The sequence below is a fragment of the Stenotrophomonas sp. YJH_SMC_58 genome (assembly GCF_059369635.1).
Genome location: NZ_JCAFSW010000003.1, coordinates 82,940 through 100,578, shown reverse-complemented (window position 1 = coordinate 100,578; position 17,639 = coordinate 82,940). Strand labels below are relative to the sequence as shown.

Sequence of the window (17,639 nt, the reverse complement as noted above, 5' to 3'; positions counted from 1 at the left end):
CCTGGCATCACCGCAGAACGGGCGCCCGCAAGGGTGCCCGTTTTGTTTTTGGCGCCGTTCCGCGGTGTCGGGCCAGGTCCGTCCGACGGGGTGGTGGTGGGTAATGTTCCACGCCCATTCGTAGAACACGTCCACATCGGTATACTCAGGGCGTCACACCCGTTCCACGGGCATCGATCCCAGCAGGATCAATGGCTTGGAGGGTAAACGCAGGCCGCTTGCCGGCCCCAGTCCGGAACCCCTATGCGTCTTTCCACGATCAAGCTGTCCGGCTTCAAGTCGTTCGTCGATCCGACCACCCTGCACCTGCCGACCAACATGACCGGCGTGGTGGGGCCCAATGGCTGCGGCAAGTCGAACATCATCGACGCCGTGCGCTGGGTCATGGGCGAGAGTTCGGCCAGCCGCCTGCGTGGCGACTCGCTGACCGACGTGATCTTCTCCGGGTCCAATGCCCGCAAGCCGGTGTCGCAGGCCACGGTCGAGCTGATCTTCGACAACTCCGACCACACGATTTCCGGCGAGTACGCCTCGTTCAACGAGATCTCGGTCAAGCGCACGGTCAGCCGCGACGGCACCAGCAACTATTACCTCAACGGCACCAAGTGCCGTCGCCGCGACATCACCGATCTGTTCCTCGGCACCGGCCTGGGCCCGCGCAGCTACTCGATCATCGAGCAGGGCATGATCAGCCAGATCATTGAGGCGCGCCCGGAAGACCTGCGCGTGTACCTGGAAGAGGCGGCCGGCATCTCCAAGTACAAGGAGCGCCGCAAGGAGACCGAGACCCGCATCCGCCACACCCGTGAGAACCTGGACCGGCTGGGTGACCTGCGCGACGAGATCAGCAAGCAGCTCGAACACCTCAAGCGTCAGGCCAAGCAGGCCGAGCAGTACCAGGCCCTGCAGGAAGAGCGCCGGATCAAGGATGCCGAGTGGAAGGCGCTGGAATTCCGTGGCCTCGATGGGCGCCTGTCGAAGCTGCGCGAAGGCCTGTCGCAGGAAGAGACCAAGCTGCAGCAGCTGATCGCCGATCAGCGCGACGCAGAGGCCCGCATCGAAACCTCGCGAGTGCGTCGCGAAGAGGCCGCCGATGCGCTCAACACCGCGCAGGCGGCGGTCTATCAGGTCGGCAGCACGCTGGCCCGGCTGGAGCAGCAGATCCAGCACCAGCGCGAGCTGTCGCAGCGCCTGCACAAGGCGCGCGACGAAACCCAGCAGGCCCTGGCCGAACTGGGGCAGCACATCAGTGGCGACGAGGCCAAGCTGAGGGTGCTGCGGGAGGCGGTAGAGGCTGCCACCCCGCAGCTGGAAGAACTGCAGGAAGAAAACGAGATCAAGCAGGAAAGCCTGCGCGAGGCTGAAGACCGGCTGGCCAGCTGGCAGCAGCGCTGGGAACAGCACACCTCGCAGAGTTCGGAAGCCTCGCGCGCCGGCGACGTCGAGCGCACGCGCGTGGACTACCTGGACAAGCAGATCCTCGATGCCGACCGGCGTCGTGAAGCCCTGGCCGCCGAGCGCGCCGGGCTGGACGTGGACGCGCTGGAAGAAGCCTTCGAGCAGCTGCACCTGCAGCACGACACGCAGAAGACCGCGCTGGATGAACTGAGCGAAGACGTCGAGCTGCGCAAGCAGGGCGTGGCGGCGGTGCAGGAACAGCAGCGCAATGGCCAGAACGAGCTGGCCGAACTACGCAAGCAGGCCAATGGCCTGCGCGGTCGCCTGGCTTCGCTGGAAACCCTGCAGCAGGCCGCGCTGGGCCAGGAGCAGGGTGCTGCCGTGGCCTGGCTGAAGGCGCGTGGGCTGGATTCGGCGGCGCGTGTCGGCGAACGCCTGGATGTCGATGCCGGTTGGGAAAACGCGGTGGAAAGCGCGCTCGGCCAGTTGATCGAAGGCGTGCTGGTCGATGACCCGGCCAGCCTGGTCGACGCGCTGGGCGAACTGGGCGAGGGCCACATTGCGCTGGTCGCCAACGATGGCGCGGACCTGAAGGTCGCGCCGACCTCGCTGGCTGCACGCGTGCGTGGCCCGGCAGCGATCCGGCGCCTGCTGGCACACCTGCACGGTGCCAGGGATCTGTCCGAGGCCAAGGCGCTGCAGGCCAGCCTTCCGGAAGGCGATTCGATCATCACCCAGAGTGGCGAGCGCCTGGGCCAGGGCTGGCTGCGCGTATCGCGTTCCGGTGCCGCCGCGCAGGGCGCGCTGCTGCGCGAACGTGAGATCCAGGAACTGCGTGAGCAGATCGAGCAGCTGCAGGACCGCGAGGCCGAGCTGGAAGAACAGCTGGCCGGCTTCCGAGAGCAGCTGCAGGCTGCCGAACAGCAGCGCGAAGACGCGCAGCGTGCGCTGTACCAGGCCCATCGTGCGGTGTCCGAACTGGCCGGCCAGCTGCAGGGCCAGCAGGGCAAGGTGGAGGCAGCGCGCACGCGCATCGATCGCATCGAAGGCGAGCTGAAGCAGCTGCAGGAAACCATTGAAGCCAACAACGAACAAGCGCGTGAAGCGCGCTCGCGGTTGGAGAACGCGGTCAGCAGCATGGGCGACCTGGAATCGACCCGGCAACGGCTGGAGGGCGAGCGCCGCCAGTTGACCGAGGCGCGCGACCTGGCTCGCGACGCCGCCCGTGCGGTACGCGAGCGAGCGCACTCGCTGGCCCTGACCCTGGAATCGCAGCGCGCGCAGCTGGCCTCGTTGAGCCAGGCGCTGGAGCGCATGGGCACCCAGCGCGGGCAGCTGGATTCGCGCCTGGGCGAACTGCATTCGCAGCTGGACGAAGGTGATTCGCCGGTCGAAGCGCTGCAGGCCGAGCACCAGAATGCGCTGGAAGAGCGCGTTCGGGCCGATCGCGTGCTGACCGAGGCGCGCACGCTGCTGGACGGCATCGACGCCGAGCTGCGCAACTACGAACAGACTCGCCACCAGCGCGACGAACAGGCATTGGCCCAGCGTGAGCGTATTTCGCAGCGCAAGCTTGACCAGCAGGCGCTGGTGCTCAGCGCGGATACCCTGCAGGCGGCGGTGGAAAAGGCCGGTTTCGTGCTGCAGGACGTGCTCAATGCACTGCCCGAGGACGCCCGCCTGGGCGACTGGGAGCAGGCCGTGCACCAGATCGATGGCCGCATGCGCCGGCTGGAGCCGGTCAACCTGGCCGCCATCCACGAGTATGGCGAGGCCTCGCAGCGCTCGGACTACCTGGATTCGCAGCACGCCGACCTGACCACAGCGCTGGAAACCCTGGAAGATGCCATCCGCAAGATCGACCGCGAGACCCGCGGCCGCTTCAAGGACACTTTCGACCGTGTCAACGCCGGCGTGCAGGCGCTGTACCCGCGCCTGTTCGGTGGCGGCCACGCCTACCTGGAATTGACCGGTGAAGACCTGCTCGACACCGGCGTGACCATCATGGCGCGCCCGCCGGGCAAGCGCGTGTCCAGCATCTCGCTGCTGTCCGGCGGCGAAAAGGCGATGACCGCAGTTGCGCTGGTGTTCGCCATCTTCCAGTTGAATCCGGCACCGTTCTGCCTGCTGGACGAGGTGGACGCACCGCTGGATGAAGCCAACGTCGGTCGCCTGGCCAACATGGTCAAGGAAATGAGCGAGAAGGTGCAGTTCCTGTTCGTCAGCCACAACAAGGCGACGATGGAAGCTGCGCACCAGCTGTCGGGCGTGACCATGCGCGAACCGGGTGTCAGCCGCCTGGTCAGCGTGGACCTGGAAGAAGCCGCACGATTGGCGGGCGCGGCCTGACGTGCCATCCTAATTACCTGAATGAACTAGCCGGAGAACCTATCGAATGTCCGACACGGCACTGTTGCGCATCGGCATCCTGGCCGCCGGCCTGCTGTTGATCGCTGCGATCTTCCTGTTTGGCCGTCCGAAGAAGAAGCCCCAGGGGCGTCGCGTGGAAAGCGCGGAACCGACCGGCGGCGAGCGTCGCGAGCCGGTGCTGGGCGATGATGGCGTCACTGTGGCCGATGGCCGCGTAGAGCCGGGCATGGGCTCGGAAGGCGAGCAGGCCGAGCTTGGCCTGGCCGACACCGACGCCGGCGCGGCCAGCGACCTTGGCAAGCGCGCCACCCAGGACTTCGACAAGATCGTGTCGCTGTTCGTGGCCGCTCGCGCCGGCGAACAGCTGCGTGGTGAAGACATCGTGGTGGCGGCGGAGAAGACCGGCCTGGTGTTCGGCCACATGAACGTGTTCCACCGCCTGGTGGAAGGCCACCCCGAGCGCGGCCCGATCTTCTCGATGGCCAGCATCATGAAGCCGGGCAGCTTCGACATGGCCAACATCCGCGCCATGGAGACCCCGGCCATCGCCTTCTTCCTGACCCTGCCGGCGCCGCTGACCGCGCTGGATGCCTGGGAGAAGATGCTGCCCACCGTGCAGCGCATGGCCGAGCTGCTCGACGGCGTGGTGCTGGACGACAGCCGCAACGCTCTCGGCCGGCAGCGCATCGCGCACATCCGTGACGAACTGCGTGCCTATGATCGCCAGCACCAGGCGCCGCCGCTGACCAAGACCCCGCGCTGGTGAGCGCCCTGGTGTGCCGACCAGCGGTCGGCACCCACAACAGTAGATCCACGCTATGCGTGGATGGGGCGAACCAAGGTTCGCCCCCACCAACAGGGTTAGGCCGGTACGCCGGCGACCTTGGCAAATGCCCCGCGGAACGCGGCCATCTCGTCCTCGGTGCCGACGGTCACGCGCACGCGCTGCGGCCAGATCGGCCAGCTGCGGCCGATGATCACGCCGTTGTCTGCCATCGCCTTGGCAAAGGCGGCACCGTCGCGCTGCACATCCACCACGAAGCAGTTCGCTTCCGACGGCACGCAGCTGAAACCACGCTTGCCCAGCCACGCGATGGTGGCCTGCCGCACCTTGGCATTCTGCAGGCGCCGCTGCGCGATCAACTGAGGATCCTGCAGGCTGGCCAGTGCCGCGGCCAGTGCTGGCACGGGTAGCGGGTTGTCGCCCAGGCTGGCCAGTTCGCGCAGGCGGTCGGGATGCGCGGCCGCCACGCCCAGGCGCAGGCCGGCCATGCCATAAAGCTTGGAGAACGTGCGCAACACGATCAGGTCATCGCGCTGCGCCACCTGCGCGATCAGGCTCGGCTGCTCGCTGTACTGCAGGTAGGCCTCGTCGACCAGTACGCGGGTGGACGCAGGCTTGTGGGCCAGCAGCCAGGCGAGTTCATCCGGCGGGCTGATCGAGCCGGTCGGGTTGTTCGGGTTGCACACATACAGCAGGCCAGTCGGGCGCGCGTGTGCGGCGGCCACCATCGCGCGCAGGTCATGTGCGCCGTCGTCGTGCAATGGCACTTTCTGCACGTGCGCACCGTGTGCGGCGGCGACCTCGCCCAGCGTCTCGAAGGTCGGATCGGCGACTACCAGTCCCGCCTGCGGGCCGGTCCACAGCACGGCGGCACGGTTCAGCGGTTCGCTGGAACCCGGATAGAGCCGCACGTGATCGGCCGGAATGCGCGCCTGTTCGATGAAGGCGTCGCGCACCTGACCGGCCAGTGCGAAACGGTAGCGGCCGCAACCGGCGATGCTGTCGCGTGCCGCCTGCTGGGCTGCGGGCGAGGGGCCGTAGGGGCATTCGTTGAAATTCAGCAGCACCGCACCTTCGGCGGGGCCCGGGGCGACGGCTGTCGCGGGTTGGGCATGGCCGGGCCGCGGCAGCCCGCTGCCGGCGACGGCGAGGCCGGCTCCGGCCAGTTGCAGGAAGCGTCGACGGGAAGCGGGCAGGGTCACGGGCAGGATTCCGAAGGGCAGACCGTCGCACGCTAGCGCCGGCGAGGGTGGGCGGCAAGCTGCTTTTTGTGGCGTCGCGCCATGCAGATGTGCCAACCAAGGTTGGCACCTGCCGGAACGAGGGAGAAGGTTGGCACCTGCCGGAGCGAGGAAGAAGGTTGGCACCTGCCGGAGCGGGGAGTGCCCGTCGAGCACGCTCGACGCTGCAAAGGCGGAGGCGTTACAGGGCCTGACGGCTGGGCGCGGTAGAATCCCCGGCCATCCCAGAACCACCGGATCCCGATGAGCCCCAGCCCCGCCGAACGCGCCGAAGACCTTCGCCGGCAGATCGCCCAGGCCAACCGCGCCTATCACGAGCTGGACGCGCCGGAGATCCCCGACGTCGACTACGACCGGATGGTGCGCGAGCTGGAAGCGCTGGAGCGCGAGCACCCGGAACTGGCCCGTGCCGACAGCCCGACCCAGCAGGTCGGTGCGCGCCCCTCTGGCCGCTTCCCGGAAGTGCGCCATGCGGTACCGATGTTGTCGCTGTCCAATGCCTTCAGCGACGAGGAAGTGGCCGATTTCGTGCGCCGCATCGATGAGCGCCTGGGGCGTCGCAGCCTGCGGTTCTCGGCCGAGCCGAAGATGGACGGCCTGGCGATCAGCCTGCGCTACGAGGACGGTCATTTCGTGCTCGGCGCGACCCGTGGCGATGGCAGTACCGGCGAGGACGTGACCGCCAACCTGCGCGAAATCGGTGACATTCCCAAGCGCCTGCACGGCAAGGACTGGCCGGATGTGCTGGAGGTGCGCGGCGAGGTCTACATGGCCCGCGCCGACTTCGAGGCCTACAACGAACGTGCGCGCCTGCAGGGCGGCAAGGTGCTGGCCAATCCGCGCAACGCGGCGGCCGGTTCGCTGCGCCAGCTCGACCCGAAGATCAGTGCGCAGCGCAGGCTGAGTTTCTTCGCCTACGGCACCGGCGAAGTGCAGGGCGGCGAGCTGCCGGACACCCATTCGGGCACCCTGGCCCAGCTCGGCGCCTGGGGCTTCCCGGTCAGTGAGCTGTGCAAAGTGGTGGAGGGCACCGACGGCCTGCTCGGTTATTACCGCATGATCGGCGAACAGCGTGACGGCCTGCCGTTCGACATCGACGGGGTGGTCTACAAGCTCGATGACCGTGCGGGTCAGCAGGCGATGGGCTTCGTCTCCCGTGCGCCGCGATGGGCCATCGCGCACAAGTTCCCCGCGCAGGAACAGAGCACCACGGTGGAGGCGATCGAGATCCAGATCGGCCGCACCGGTGCTGCCACGCCGGTCGCGCGACTGGCGCCGGTGGCTGTGGCCGGCGTGATCGTGTCCAACGCCACGTTGCACAATGCCGACCAGATCGCGCGCCTCGATGTGCGCGTCGGCGACAGCGTGATCGTGCGCCGCGCTGGCGACGTGATTCCCGAGGTGGTCAGCGTCATTCTCGACCGCCGCCCGCAGGGCACCACGCCGTGGCAGATGCCGACGCGCTGCCCGGTGTGCGGCTCGGAGATCGTGCGTGAGGAGGGGGCGGCGGCGTGGCGTTGTTCGGGCGAACTGTCCTGCCCGGCGCAGCGCAAGGAAGCCATTGCCCATTTCGCCTCGCGCCGCGCCATGGACATCGACGGTCTCGGCGACAAGTACATCGAAACCCTGGTCGACGCGGGCATCGTCAAGAGCGTGGCCGACCTGTACCGGCTCAGCCGCGATACGCTGCTGCACCTGAAGCTGGTGCTGGACGCCGAGGAGCCGTCGGCGCTGGCAGCGGCGCTGAAGCTGCACCTTCCCGCCGAGGGCAGTGGTGCGGTGCTCAATGCGGTGCTCAAGCTGGACGGCAACGATCCGGGCTGGCGCGCGCAGGCGCTGGCGCAGCCGGCCAGCTTCGAATGGAACACGAAGAAGATCGCCACCAAGTGGGCCGACAACCTGATCGCAGCGATCGACGCCAGCCGTGCGGCCACGCTGGAGCGCGTGCTGTTCGCGCTTGGCATCGAGCACGTGGGCGAGAGCACGGCCAAGGCGCTGGCGCAGTGGTTCGGTGACCTGGAGCTGATCCGCCACCTGCCGTGGCCGTTGTTCAAGCGTGTGCCGGACATCGGTGGCGAGGTGGCGCGTTCGCTTGGCCACTTCTTCGAGCAGCAGGGCAACCAGCAGGCCATCGATGACCTGCTGCAGGTCGGCCAGGTGCGCATCAGCGACGTGCATGCGCCCAGTGCCAAGCTGCGCGACGGGCTGGATCTGGCGCAGTTGCTGGTCGAGTCGGAGATCCCCGGGATCACCCGCCTGCGCGCCGAAAAGCTGGTGGCTGCGCTTCCCGGCGCACAGGCGGTGCTCGATGCCGAGCATGGCCAGTTCGTCAACGCCGGTCTGCCCGATGACACCGCGCGCGGTCTGGCCGAATGGCTGGACGCTGATGGCCACGGTGCGATGCTGTTGGCCGCCGAGAACGCGATGCGGGAGATCCTGGCCAAGGCGCCGGCGCTGGCCGAGATCGTGGCGGGTCCGCTGGATGGGCAGACCGTGGTGCTGACCGGCACCCTGGCCCAGCTCACCCGCGATGCCGCCAAGGAACGCCTGGAAGCGCTGGGTGCCAAGGTCTCCGGCAGTGTGTCGAAGAAGACCAGCTTCGTGGTTGCCGGTACCGAGGCCGGCTCCAAGCTGGACAAGGCACAGTCGCTGGGCGTGCCGGTGTGGGATGAGGACCGCCTGCTGGCCTATCTTGCCGAACACGAATGATGACGCCGCCGGGTGCCCGGCACCCGGCATGAAGCACAAAGGAACACCGATGCAGACTGCCCCACTGGATTTCCGCCTGGCCACCCGTGCCGACGAAGAACTGTTGATCGCGTTGATGCGCGAGTTCTATGCCGAAGACAGGATCGACTTCGACGACGCGCACGTGCGTCGCGGCGTGGATGCGCTGCTGGCCGACCCACGCAACGGCGAAGTGCTGCTGTGGCTGGACGAGGCGGCCGAGGTGGTCGGCTACGCAGTGATCGCGATGGGCTTCAGCCTGGAGCAGGGCGGCCACTTCATGCTGCTGGACGAGCTGTACCTGAGCCATCGTGCGCGTGGTCGCGGCCGCGGCAAGCAGGCGCTGGCCATCTGCGAACAGCGGGCACGGGGCCGCGGCGTAAGCCGCCTGCGCCTGGAAGTGAACCACCACAACGAGCTGGCCCGTCGCCTCTATCTGGCGAGCGGTTACATCGATGACACCCGCGATCTGCTGACCCTGCCGCTGGACCACCCGCGCCCGGAGGGCATCCTGTGAGCGAGGCCCTGCTGCGCGCGCTGCAGCAGCGCGCCGCGCTCAATGCGCTGGTCCGCCGCTTCTTCGCCGAACGCGATGTGCTGGAAGTGGAAACGCCGATCCTGTCGGTAGCCGGCAACACCGAGCCGAACATCGACAGCTTCCATACCGATTTCACCGGCCATGTCGATGCCGGCGGACGCCGCCGCTGGCTGCGCACCTCGCCGGAGTATCCGCTCAAGCGCCTGTTGGCGGCGGGCGTGGGTGACTGTTACGAACTGGGCCGGGTGTTCCGCAATGGCGAGGCGGGCGGCCGCCACAACCCGGAATTCACCATGCTGGAGTGGTACCGGGTTGGCTGGGATCATCATCGCCTGGTGCAGGAGACCGCCGAACTGGTCGGCCAGGCGCTGGCGCTGGTCGGGCGCAGTGCGACCCTGCGCGTGCTGAGCTACCGCGAGCTGTTCCAGCAGCATGTGGGCGTTGACCCGTTCAAGGCCGATGAGGCTGCGTTGCGGGCCGCGATGGGTGATGTGCACATCGATCCGGTCGGTTTGACCCGCGACGACTGGCTGGACCTGTTGATGACCCATCGCATCCAGCCGCAGTTTGATGACACAGTGATGACCGTGGTCCATGACTGGCCGGCCAGCCAGGCGGCGCTTGCGCGCATCCGTGCCGGTACACCACCCCTGGCCGAGCGTTTCGAGTTGTACCTGGGCGCGGTGGAGCTGGCCAACGGCTATCACGAACTGAACGACGCCCACGAGCAGCGCGCGCGCTTCCAGCGTGACCTGCAGCGACGACATGAACGTGGCCAGGTGCAGCCGGCGCTGGACGAGGCGCTGCTGGCCGCGCTGCCATCGATGCCGGCGTGCGCGGGCGTGGCGGTGGGGGTCGATCGCCTCCTGATGGCGATGAACCGCACGCCGCGGATCGCTGACGTGCTGGCCTACGACTTTGCCCACGCATGAGGGACGTGCGTTCCTGAACGTCAAAGACTGAACGGAATTCCGCGATTCCGCGCTTGCTTCGGTAAGCAGGATGATGCTCTTATCACGGCAGATGCCGGACACTGGCACGCAGTTCATCCATTCCTGCTGGGGAAGGCTTTGGTCAAGTGGTTTGCGGTTGTCGCTGCACCGGTTTACTCCATCGCGCTCTGGGGTGCCTGGCTGCCGTCATCGGCATCTGCCCAGCAGGCCGGCTACGACGGTGAAGTGGTGACCTGCGAATCACGCGATATGGGCTGGGTGCATTGCGATATCGATGTCAGCAACGGCGTCGACCTGGTGCGCCAGCTTTCCAACAGCAGCTGCATCCGTGGCAGCGAATGGGGCACCGACCGCAGTGGCGTGTGGGTCACGCTGGGCTGCCGCGCCGAGTTCCGCGCACGCCGCGCTGCGGGTGCCGCGCCGGTAGCCAGCGAGGGCAAGCGCCTGGTCCGTCGCGTGGTGCGTTGTGAATCCAATGGTCGCCCGCAGAGCTGCCCGGTGCGCCTGGATGGCGCGCCAGTGCGCCTGCTGCGCCAGCTGTCGGCGCTGCCATGCCGCGAAGGGCAGGGCTGGGGCTACAAGCGCAATGAAGTCTGGACCAGCCGCGGTTGCCAGGGGGATTTCGAAGTGGCTGACGAGGACGGCCGATTCGTTGACGTACCACGCCGGCTGACCTGTGAATCGAAGTCGAAGAAGCGCCGTTTCTGCGGCGCCAGCATCTCGGTCGGTGCCGCCGTCTCCGAGCAGCTGTCCAGCACGCCGTGCGAGGAAGGCAGTACCTGGGGCTGGAGCCGCAACGGCATCTGGGTGGACGGTGGCTGCCGCGCCGAGTTCTCGGTGAATTGAGCCCGGGCGGGCTCCAACCCCGGGGGGCGTGGCCCTACAATGGGCCCATGAACACTGCCTCCGACATCGACTACGCCCGTTACGACCATATCCGTCCGATCCTGTGGACCGGCGATGCCCTGCAACTGCTGGACCAGCGCAAGCTGCCGTTCGTGGTCGAGCATGTGGTCTGCCATGACAGTGACGAAGTGGCTGCGGCCATCCACGCGTTGACCGTGCGCGGTGCGCCGGCCATCGGCATCGCCGCCGCCTGGGGCGTGGTGCTGGCCGCACGTGACGTGCAGGCCGCAGACGGTGCGCACGCGCTGCAGCAGCTGGAACCGGCGCTGCAGCGTCTGAACGCTTCGCGTCCGACCGCCGTCAATCTGGCCTGGGCGCTGGCGCGCATGCGCCGTTGCCTGAATGCCGCCGGTGCTGACTGGAAGGCGAAGCTGGAGGCCGAAGCGCAGGCCATCGCCGAGGAAGACCTGGCCGCCAATCGCCACATGGGCGCGCTGGGCGCAGGCCTGATCGAAGCCGGCAGCGGCGTGCTGACCCACTGCAACACCGGCTCGCTGGCCACCGCCGGCTTCGGCACCGCGCTGGGCGTGATCCGCGCCGGCATGGCCCAGCACCGCATTGCCCGCGTGTTCGCTGGCGAGACCCGTCCGTGGCTGCAGGGCGCGCGCCTGACCGTGTGGGAGCTGCAGCAGGATGGCATTGACGCCACGCTGATCGCCGATTCAGCCGCCTCGCACCTGATGAAGACCGGCGCTGTGCAGTGGGTGATCGTCGGTGCCGACCGCATCTGCGCCAACGGCGATACCGCCAACAAGATCGGGACCTATCAGCTGGCCATCGCCGCCCGCCATCACGGCGTGAAGTTCATGGTCGTGGCGCCGTCCTCGACGGTGGACATGGAGACCGTGGACGGCAGCCAGATCGAGATCGAGCAGCGCGATCCGGGCGAGCTGTACGGCGTGGGCGGGACCCGCACGGTGGCAGAGGGCATCGCTGCCTGGAACCCGGTGTTCGACGTCACCCCGGGTGAGCTGATCGACGCCATCGTGACCGAGCGCGGCGTGATCCTGAACCCGACCCCGGAGAACATGCGCGCCGCCTTCGGCGGCTGACGCGCGGGGGGAGGGGCCGCGTGACCTCCGCCCCCGGTGGTGCCGGCCGCGGGCCGGCAACCCCCTAAGTTCCTGATTTGTGCAGGTAAAATACCCGTAAAGGGAGGCGGAAAACGGCCTGTTGTGGTAATATCCGCAGGTTGAATCGAGGTTCCGGCACGACCCCCTCCCGCAGGGGGCTGCGCCGGACTGGACCGCTACCAGACAACGGAACCCGAATGGCAGAAACCGCCAAGGAAATCATCCAGGTCAACCTGGAAGACGAGATGCGCAAGAGCTACCTCGATTACGCCATGAGCGTGATCGTGGGCCGCGCGCTCCCGGATGCGCGCGACGGCCTCAAGCCGGTGCATCGCCGCGTGCTGTTCGCGATGAATGAACTCAACGCGCACAGCAACAAGCCCTACTTCAAGTCGGCGCGTATCGTCGGTGACGTCATCGGTAAGTACCACCCGCATGGCGATCAGTCGGTATACGACACGCTGGTGCGCCTGGCACAGCCGTTCTCGCTGCGTTACATGCTGGTCGATGGCCAGGGTAACTTCGGCTCCATCGATGGCGACTCCGCCGCGGCAATGCGATACACCGAAGCGCGCATGTCGCGCCTGGCGCATGAGCTGATGGCGGACATCGACAAGGAAACTGTCGATTTCCAGCCCAACTACGACGAAAAGGAACTGGAGCCGACGGTCATGCCGACCCGGTTCCCGAACCTGCTGGTCAACGGTTCGGCCGGTATCGCGGTGGGCATGGCGACCAACATCCCGCCGCACAACCTGAGCGAATCGATCAACGCCTGCATCGCGCTGATCGACAACCCGGAAATCGACGTCGACGGCCTGATGGAGTACATCCCGGGCCCGGATTTCCCGACCGCCGGCATCATCAACGGCACCGCCGGCATCGTCGCCGGCTACCGCACCGGCCGTGGCCGCGTGCGCATCCGTGCCAAGGCCGATATCGAAGTGGCCGACAACGGCCGCGAATCGATCATCGTCACTGAAATTCCTTACCAGGTGAACAAGGCGCGTCTGATCGAGAAGATCGCCGAGCTGGTCAAGGAAAAGAAGATCGAAGGCATCAGCGAGCTGCGCGATGAGTCCGACAAGGACGGCATGCGCATCTACATCGAGATCAAGCGCGGTGAATCTGCCGAGGTTGTGCTGAACAACCTGTACCAGCAGACGCAGATGGAATCGGTGTTCGGCATCAACATGGTGGCGCTGGTCGATGGCCGCCCGCAGTTGATGAACCTCAAGCAGATGCTGGAGGCGTTCGTCCGCCACCGTCGCGAAGTGGTCACCCGCCGTACCGTGTTCGAGCTGCGCAAGGCGCGCGCCCGTGCCCACGTGCTGGAAGGCCTGACCGTCGCGCTGGCCAACATCGACGAGATGATCGAACTGATCAAGACCTCGCCGAACCCGAACGAAGCACGCGAACGCATGCTGGCCCGCGTGTGGGAGCCGGGCCTGGTCGGTGCGATGCTGGGTGCCGCCGGCGCCGAAGCCTCGCGCCCGGAAGACCTGCCCAAGGGCGTGGGCCTGATCGAGGGCGGCTACCAGCTGACCGAGATCCAGGCCACCCAGATCCTGGAAATGCGCCTGCACCGCCTGACCGGGCTGGAGCAGGACCGCCTGACCGATGAGTACAAGCAGCTGCTGGAAGTGATCGCCGGGCTGATCCACATCCTGGAAGATCCCGACCGCCTGCTGCAGGTGATCCGCGAAGAGCTGGTCAGTGTGAAGGCCGAATTCGGCGACGAGCGTCGTACCGAGATCCGCCACAGCGAAGAAGACCTGGACATCCTCGACCTGATCGCGCCGGAAGACGTGGTGGTCACCGTGTCGCATGCCGGTTACGTGAAGCGCCAGCCGGTGAGCGTGTACCGCGCGCAGCGCCGTGGTGGTCGTGGCCGTAGTGCGGCCGCGACCAAGGAAGAGGATTTCATCGAACAGCTGTGGCTGGTCAACACGCATGACACGCTGCTGACCTTCACCAGTTCGGGCAAGGTGTTCTGGCTGCCGGTCTACCAGCTGCCGGAAGCGGGCTCCAACGCCCGCGGCCGTCCGATCATCAACTGGATCCCGCTGGAACCGGGTGAACGCGTGCAGGCCGTACTGCCGGTGCGCGATTACGCCGATGGCCAGTTCGTGTTCTTCGCCACCAAGAACGGTACGGTCAAGAAGACCCCGCTGGGTGAGTTCGCCTTCCGTCTGGCGCGCGGCAAGATCGCGATCAACCTCGATGAGGGCGACGCGCTGGTCGGCGTCGGCCTGACCGACGGCCAGCGCGACATCCTGCTGTTCGCCTCCAACGGCAAGACCGTGCGCTTCGGCGAGGACAAGGTCCGCTCAATGGGCCGTACCGCCACCGGCGTGCGGGGCATCAAGATGCCGGCCGGCGAGGAGGTGGTCAGCCTGATCGTGGCCGAAAGTGCCGGTGGCATCGAGGACGAGAACGAGGACGACAGCGGTGTCGAGGAAGCCGCCGCCAATGGCGATGCGGTGATCGAAGGCGCCGACGACGCCAGCGTTCAGTACATCCTGACCGCGACCGAGAACGGCTATGGCAAGCGCACCCCGCTGCCGGACTATCCGCGCAAGGGCCGTGGCACCCAAGGCGTGATCGGCATCCAGACCACCGAGCGCAATGGCAAGCTGGTCGCCGCGGTGCTGATGGGCTCCAGCGACGAAGTCCTGCTGATCTCCGATGGTGGCACCCTGGTGCGTACGCGTGGCTCGGAAATCAGCCGCGTCGGCCGCAACACCCAGGGCGTGACCCTGATCCGCCTCTCCAAGGACGAGAAGCTGCAGGCGGTGGAGCGCATGGATGCCTCGATCGACGAGGACGAGGACGAGGTGGCTGCCGCCGCCCCGGCCACGGCCGACGGCGCACCGGCTGCTGCCAGCAGCGAGGACGCCGCGCAGGAGTGATCCTGCCGCGAGCCTGAGGTACCCGACGACGCCGGCCCTGTGCCGGCGTCGTCGTATCCGGATGCCACGCATACGCGCGCGCTTCACGCAGGCGGTGGGATAACGGCGCATGCTGCCCCCGGAGATCGACGATGTCCGCCACGCCGCAGTCCGCTCCTGCTCCCGTCCGCGCCTCCCGGCATCCCCTCGTCACCGTGCTGTCGCTGCTGCTGGTCGTGCTCGGCCTGGTCATCGGTGGCCTCGGTGCGTGGCTGCTCAGCCTTGGCGGCTCGGCGTACTACGCCATCGCCGGGCTCGGCCTGCTGGCCAGCGGAATCCTGTTGTTCGGCAACCGCCGCAGCGGCGCGCTGCTGTATGCGCTGGTGTTCATCGGCACGCTGCTGTGGACCTGGTGGGAATCGGGCAGCGACTACTGGCGCTGGGTACCGCGGCTCGGGCTGGTGACCGCGCTCGGCATCGTGCTGGCGCTGCTGGCGCCGACGCTGCGCGAGCCGGTTTCAAAACGCCTGTCGCGCAGCGTGGCGGGCGTGCTGATGCTTGTGTTCGTGGCCGCCTTCGGCCTGGCCTTTGCCCCGCATGGGGAAGTGGACGGGCACCTGCCGTTCCCGGATGGCGCAGTCAGCGCCGGACTGGAACCTACGCGGGATACCACGGGCCTGCAGCCGGCTGACCAGCCCGCCGAGGGCGACTGGCCGGCGTGGGGCCGCAGCAATGCGGGCACCCGCTATTCGCCGCTGCAGCAGATCACCCCGGCCAATGTGGCCACGTTGCAACCGGCCTGGCAGTTCCGTACCGGGGATATGCCGAAGAAGCGCTGGGGTGCCGAAACCACGCCGCTGAAGATCGGCGACCGCCTGTACCTGTGCACCGCACGCAACCGCCTGATCGCGCTTGATGCTGCCAGCGGCAAGGAACTGTGGCGGTTCGATCCAAAGGTGAAGGATGCTTCGATTCCCTATACCGCTGCCTGTCGTGGTGTGAGCTATTACGAGCAGCCCAGCACGCCGACCCTTGCCGACGCGGCATTGGCCGATGTCGCTGCCGATCTGGCCCTGCCGGAGCCGCCGCCCAGCGTCACCCGCAGCGCTGCACCGGGCAGTCGTCCGGCGTGCTGGGCGCGCATCATTGAAGGCACGCTGGACGGTCGCATCATCGCGGTGGACGCGGACAGCGGCCATCCCTGCGCCAACTTCGGCAACAACGGACAGGTCGACATCACCCTGGGCATGGGCGAGGTGCCACCCGGTTACGTGTCGATCAACTCGCCGCCGGCCATCGTGCGCGGCGTGATCGTGACCGGCCACCAGGTGCTGGATGGGCAGCGCCGCGATGCGCCGTCGGGCGTGATCCAGGCGTACGACGCCATCACCGGCAAGCTGCGCTGGGCGTGGGACATGGACCAGCCCGAGCGCAGCGGTCTGCCTCCGCGCGAGCAGACCTACACGCGGGGCACGCCCAACATGTGGACCACGGCCACCGGTGATGAGGCGCTGGGCCTGGTCTACCTGCCGCTGGGCAATGCCGCGGGCGATTACTGGAGTGGCTCGCGCACGGAGAACCAGAACCGCTACGCGACCTCGCTGGTGGCGATCGACGTGGCCACCGGCAAGCCGGTCTGGCATTTCCAGGCAGTGCGCAAGGATGTGTGGGACTACGACCTGGGGTCGCAGGCCAGCCTGATCGACTACCCGACGGCGGCGGGCAAGGTGCCGGCGATCCTGCTGCCGACCAAGCAGGGCGACATGTACATCCTCGATCGCCGCAACGGCCAGCTCCTGACCGCCGCCGAAGAGCGCAAGGTGCCGGTCGGCGGCGTCGAACCCGAGCAGCGTTCTCCCACCCAGCTGTTTTCGCTGTACCACACGCTGCGCCGCGAACATGACCTGACCGAGCGTGACATGTGGGGCATCACCCCGATTGACCAGCTGGTCTGCCGCATCCAGTTCCGCAAGGCGTACTACGAAGGGTTCTACACGCCGCCGAGCAGCGAGCGCCATTCCATCGAGTACCCCGGCTACAACGGCGGCTCGGACTGGGGCAGCGTATCCATCGATACGCGCCGCGGCGTGATCGTGGCCAACTACAACGACATGCCCAACTACAACCGGCTGGTGCCTCGCGCGGAGGCCGACCGGCTGGGCTGGCTGCCGCGCGAGAAGGTCCGGTTCGACAAGGGCGGTGCCGAAGGCGCGGGCGACCCGCAGGTGGGTACGCCCTACGCCATCCAGGTCAACGCCGGCTGGCGGCTGCCGTTCACCGGCCTGCTGTGCAAGCAGCCGCCCTATGGCGGTATCCGTGCCATCGACTTGCGCACCGGCAAACTGCTGTGGGAGCGTCCGTTTGGCAGTGCGCGCGGCAACGGACCGTTCGGCATCCGTTCCGGCCTGCCGATCGAGATCGGCACGCCGAACAACGGCGGTTCGGTAGTGACCGCCAGCGGCCTGATCTTCATCGCCGCCGCCACCGATGACCTGCTGCGTGCCATCGATCTGAAGACCGGCAAGGAACTGTGGCACGCCAAGCTGCCTGCCGGCGGCCAGGCCAACCCGATGGTGTACGAGCAGGGCGGGCGCCAGTACGTGGTGATCATGGCTGGCGGCCACCATTTCATGGAAACCCCGAACGGCGATTACGTGATGGCGTTTGCGTTGCCCAGGTAGGCCGACGGGGTAAAACCGGCCGGGTAGAGCCGACTCCACATCCCCGGACGCTGCATCGAGATGGTCCCTGATCCTGG

10 protein-coding genes are annotated in these 17,639 nt (G+C 67.4%); 9 read left to right on the top strand and 1 reads right to left on the bottom strand.

Annotated elements, in window-relative coordinates:
- Window positions 1–243 precede the first annotated feature (243 nt).
- Complete coding sequence (gene smc, locus AC5P68_RS05100) at window positions 244–3,747, top strand: chromosome segregation protein SMC (protein ID WP_005413908.1); 3,504 nt, start codon at window positions 244–246, stop codon at window positions 3,745–3,747.
- Between the two features lie 46 nt (window positions 3,748–3,793).
- Window positions 3,794–4,534 carry a cell division protein ZipA gene (gene zipA, locus AC5P68_RS05095; protein ID WP_005410225.1) on the top strand — a complete coding sequence of 247 codons (741 nt, stop codon included), beginning with the start codon at window positions 3,794–3,796 and terminating at the stop codon, window positions 4,532–4,534.
- Window positions 4,535–4,629: 95 nt separating this feature from the next.
- Here zipA and AC5P68_RS05090 read toward each other — a convergent pair whose 3' ends face one another.
- Complete coding sequence (locus AC5P68_RS05090; protein ID WP_288419785.1) at window positions 4,630–5,754, bottom strand: pyridoxal phosphate-dependent aminotransferase; 1,125 nt, start codon at window positions 5,752–5,754, stop codon at window positions 4,630–4,632.
- A gap of 276 nt (window positions 5,755–6,030) precedes the next feature.
- Between AC5P68_RS05090 and ligA the strand changes: the two genes are divergently transcribed.
- From ligA to AC5P68_RS05055, 7 genes are all read left to right on the top strand, one after another.
- A complete protein-coding gene (gene ligA, locus AC5P68_RS05085; RefSeq protein WP_231522434.1) occupies window positions 6,031–8,502 on the top strand; it encodes an NAD-dependent DNA ligase LigA in 2,472 nt (823 codons plus the stop codon).
- A 49-nt stretch (window positions 8,503–8,551) separates the two neighbouring features.
- Window positions 8,552–9,037, top strand: coding sequence for a GNAT family N-acetyltransferase (locus tag AC5P68_RS05080; RefSeq protein ID WP_231522428.1), 486 nt, complete (start codon window positions 8,552–8,554; stop codon window positions 9,035–9,037).
- Window positions 9,034–9,990, top strand: a complete 957-nt coding sequence (gene epmA / locus AC5P68_RS05075; protein WP_005410221.1) for an EF-P lysine aminoacylase EpmA — start codon at window positions 9,034–9,036, stop codon at window positions 9,988–9,990. Before AC5P68_RS05080 ends, epmA begins: the two co-directional genes overlap by 4 nt.
- A gap of 138 nt (window positions 9,991–10,128) precedes the next feature.
- A complete protein-coding gene (locus tag AC5P68_RS05070) occupies window positions 10,129–10,857 on the top strand; it encodes a DUF3011 domain-containing protein (protein ID WP_005413902.1) in 729 nt (242 codons plus the stop codon).
- A 47-nt stretch (window positions 10,858–10,904) separates the two neighbouring features.
- Window positions 10,905–11,969: an S-methyl-5-thioribose-1-phosphate isomerase gene (mtnA, locus tag AC5P68_RS05065; protein WP_005413901.1), complete on the top strand. Its 1,065-nt coding sequence runs from the start codon at window positions 10,905–10,907 to the stop codon at window positions 11,967–11,969.
- A gap of 218 nt (window positions 11,970–12,187) precedes the next feature.
- A complete protein-coding gene (gene gyrA, locus AC5P68_RS05060) occupies window positions 12,188–14,902 on the top strand; it encodes a DNA gyrase subunit A (RefSeq protein ID WP_231522427.1) in 2,715 nt (904 codons plus the stop codon).
- A 131-nt stretch (window positions 14,903–15,033) separates the two neighbouring features.
- On the top strand, window positions 15,034–17,562 hold the full coding sequence (locus AC5P68_RS05055) for a membrane-bound PQQ-dependent dehydrogenase, glucose/quinate/shikimate family (protein WP_495216837.1): 2,529 nt from the start codon (window positions 15,034–15,036) through the stop codon (window positions 17,560–17,562).
- Window positions 17,563–17,639 lie beyond the last annotated feature (77 nt).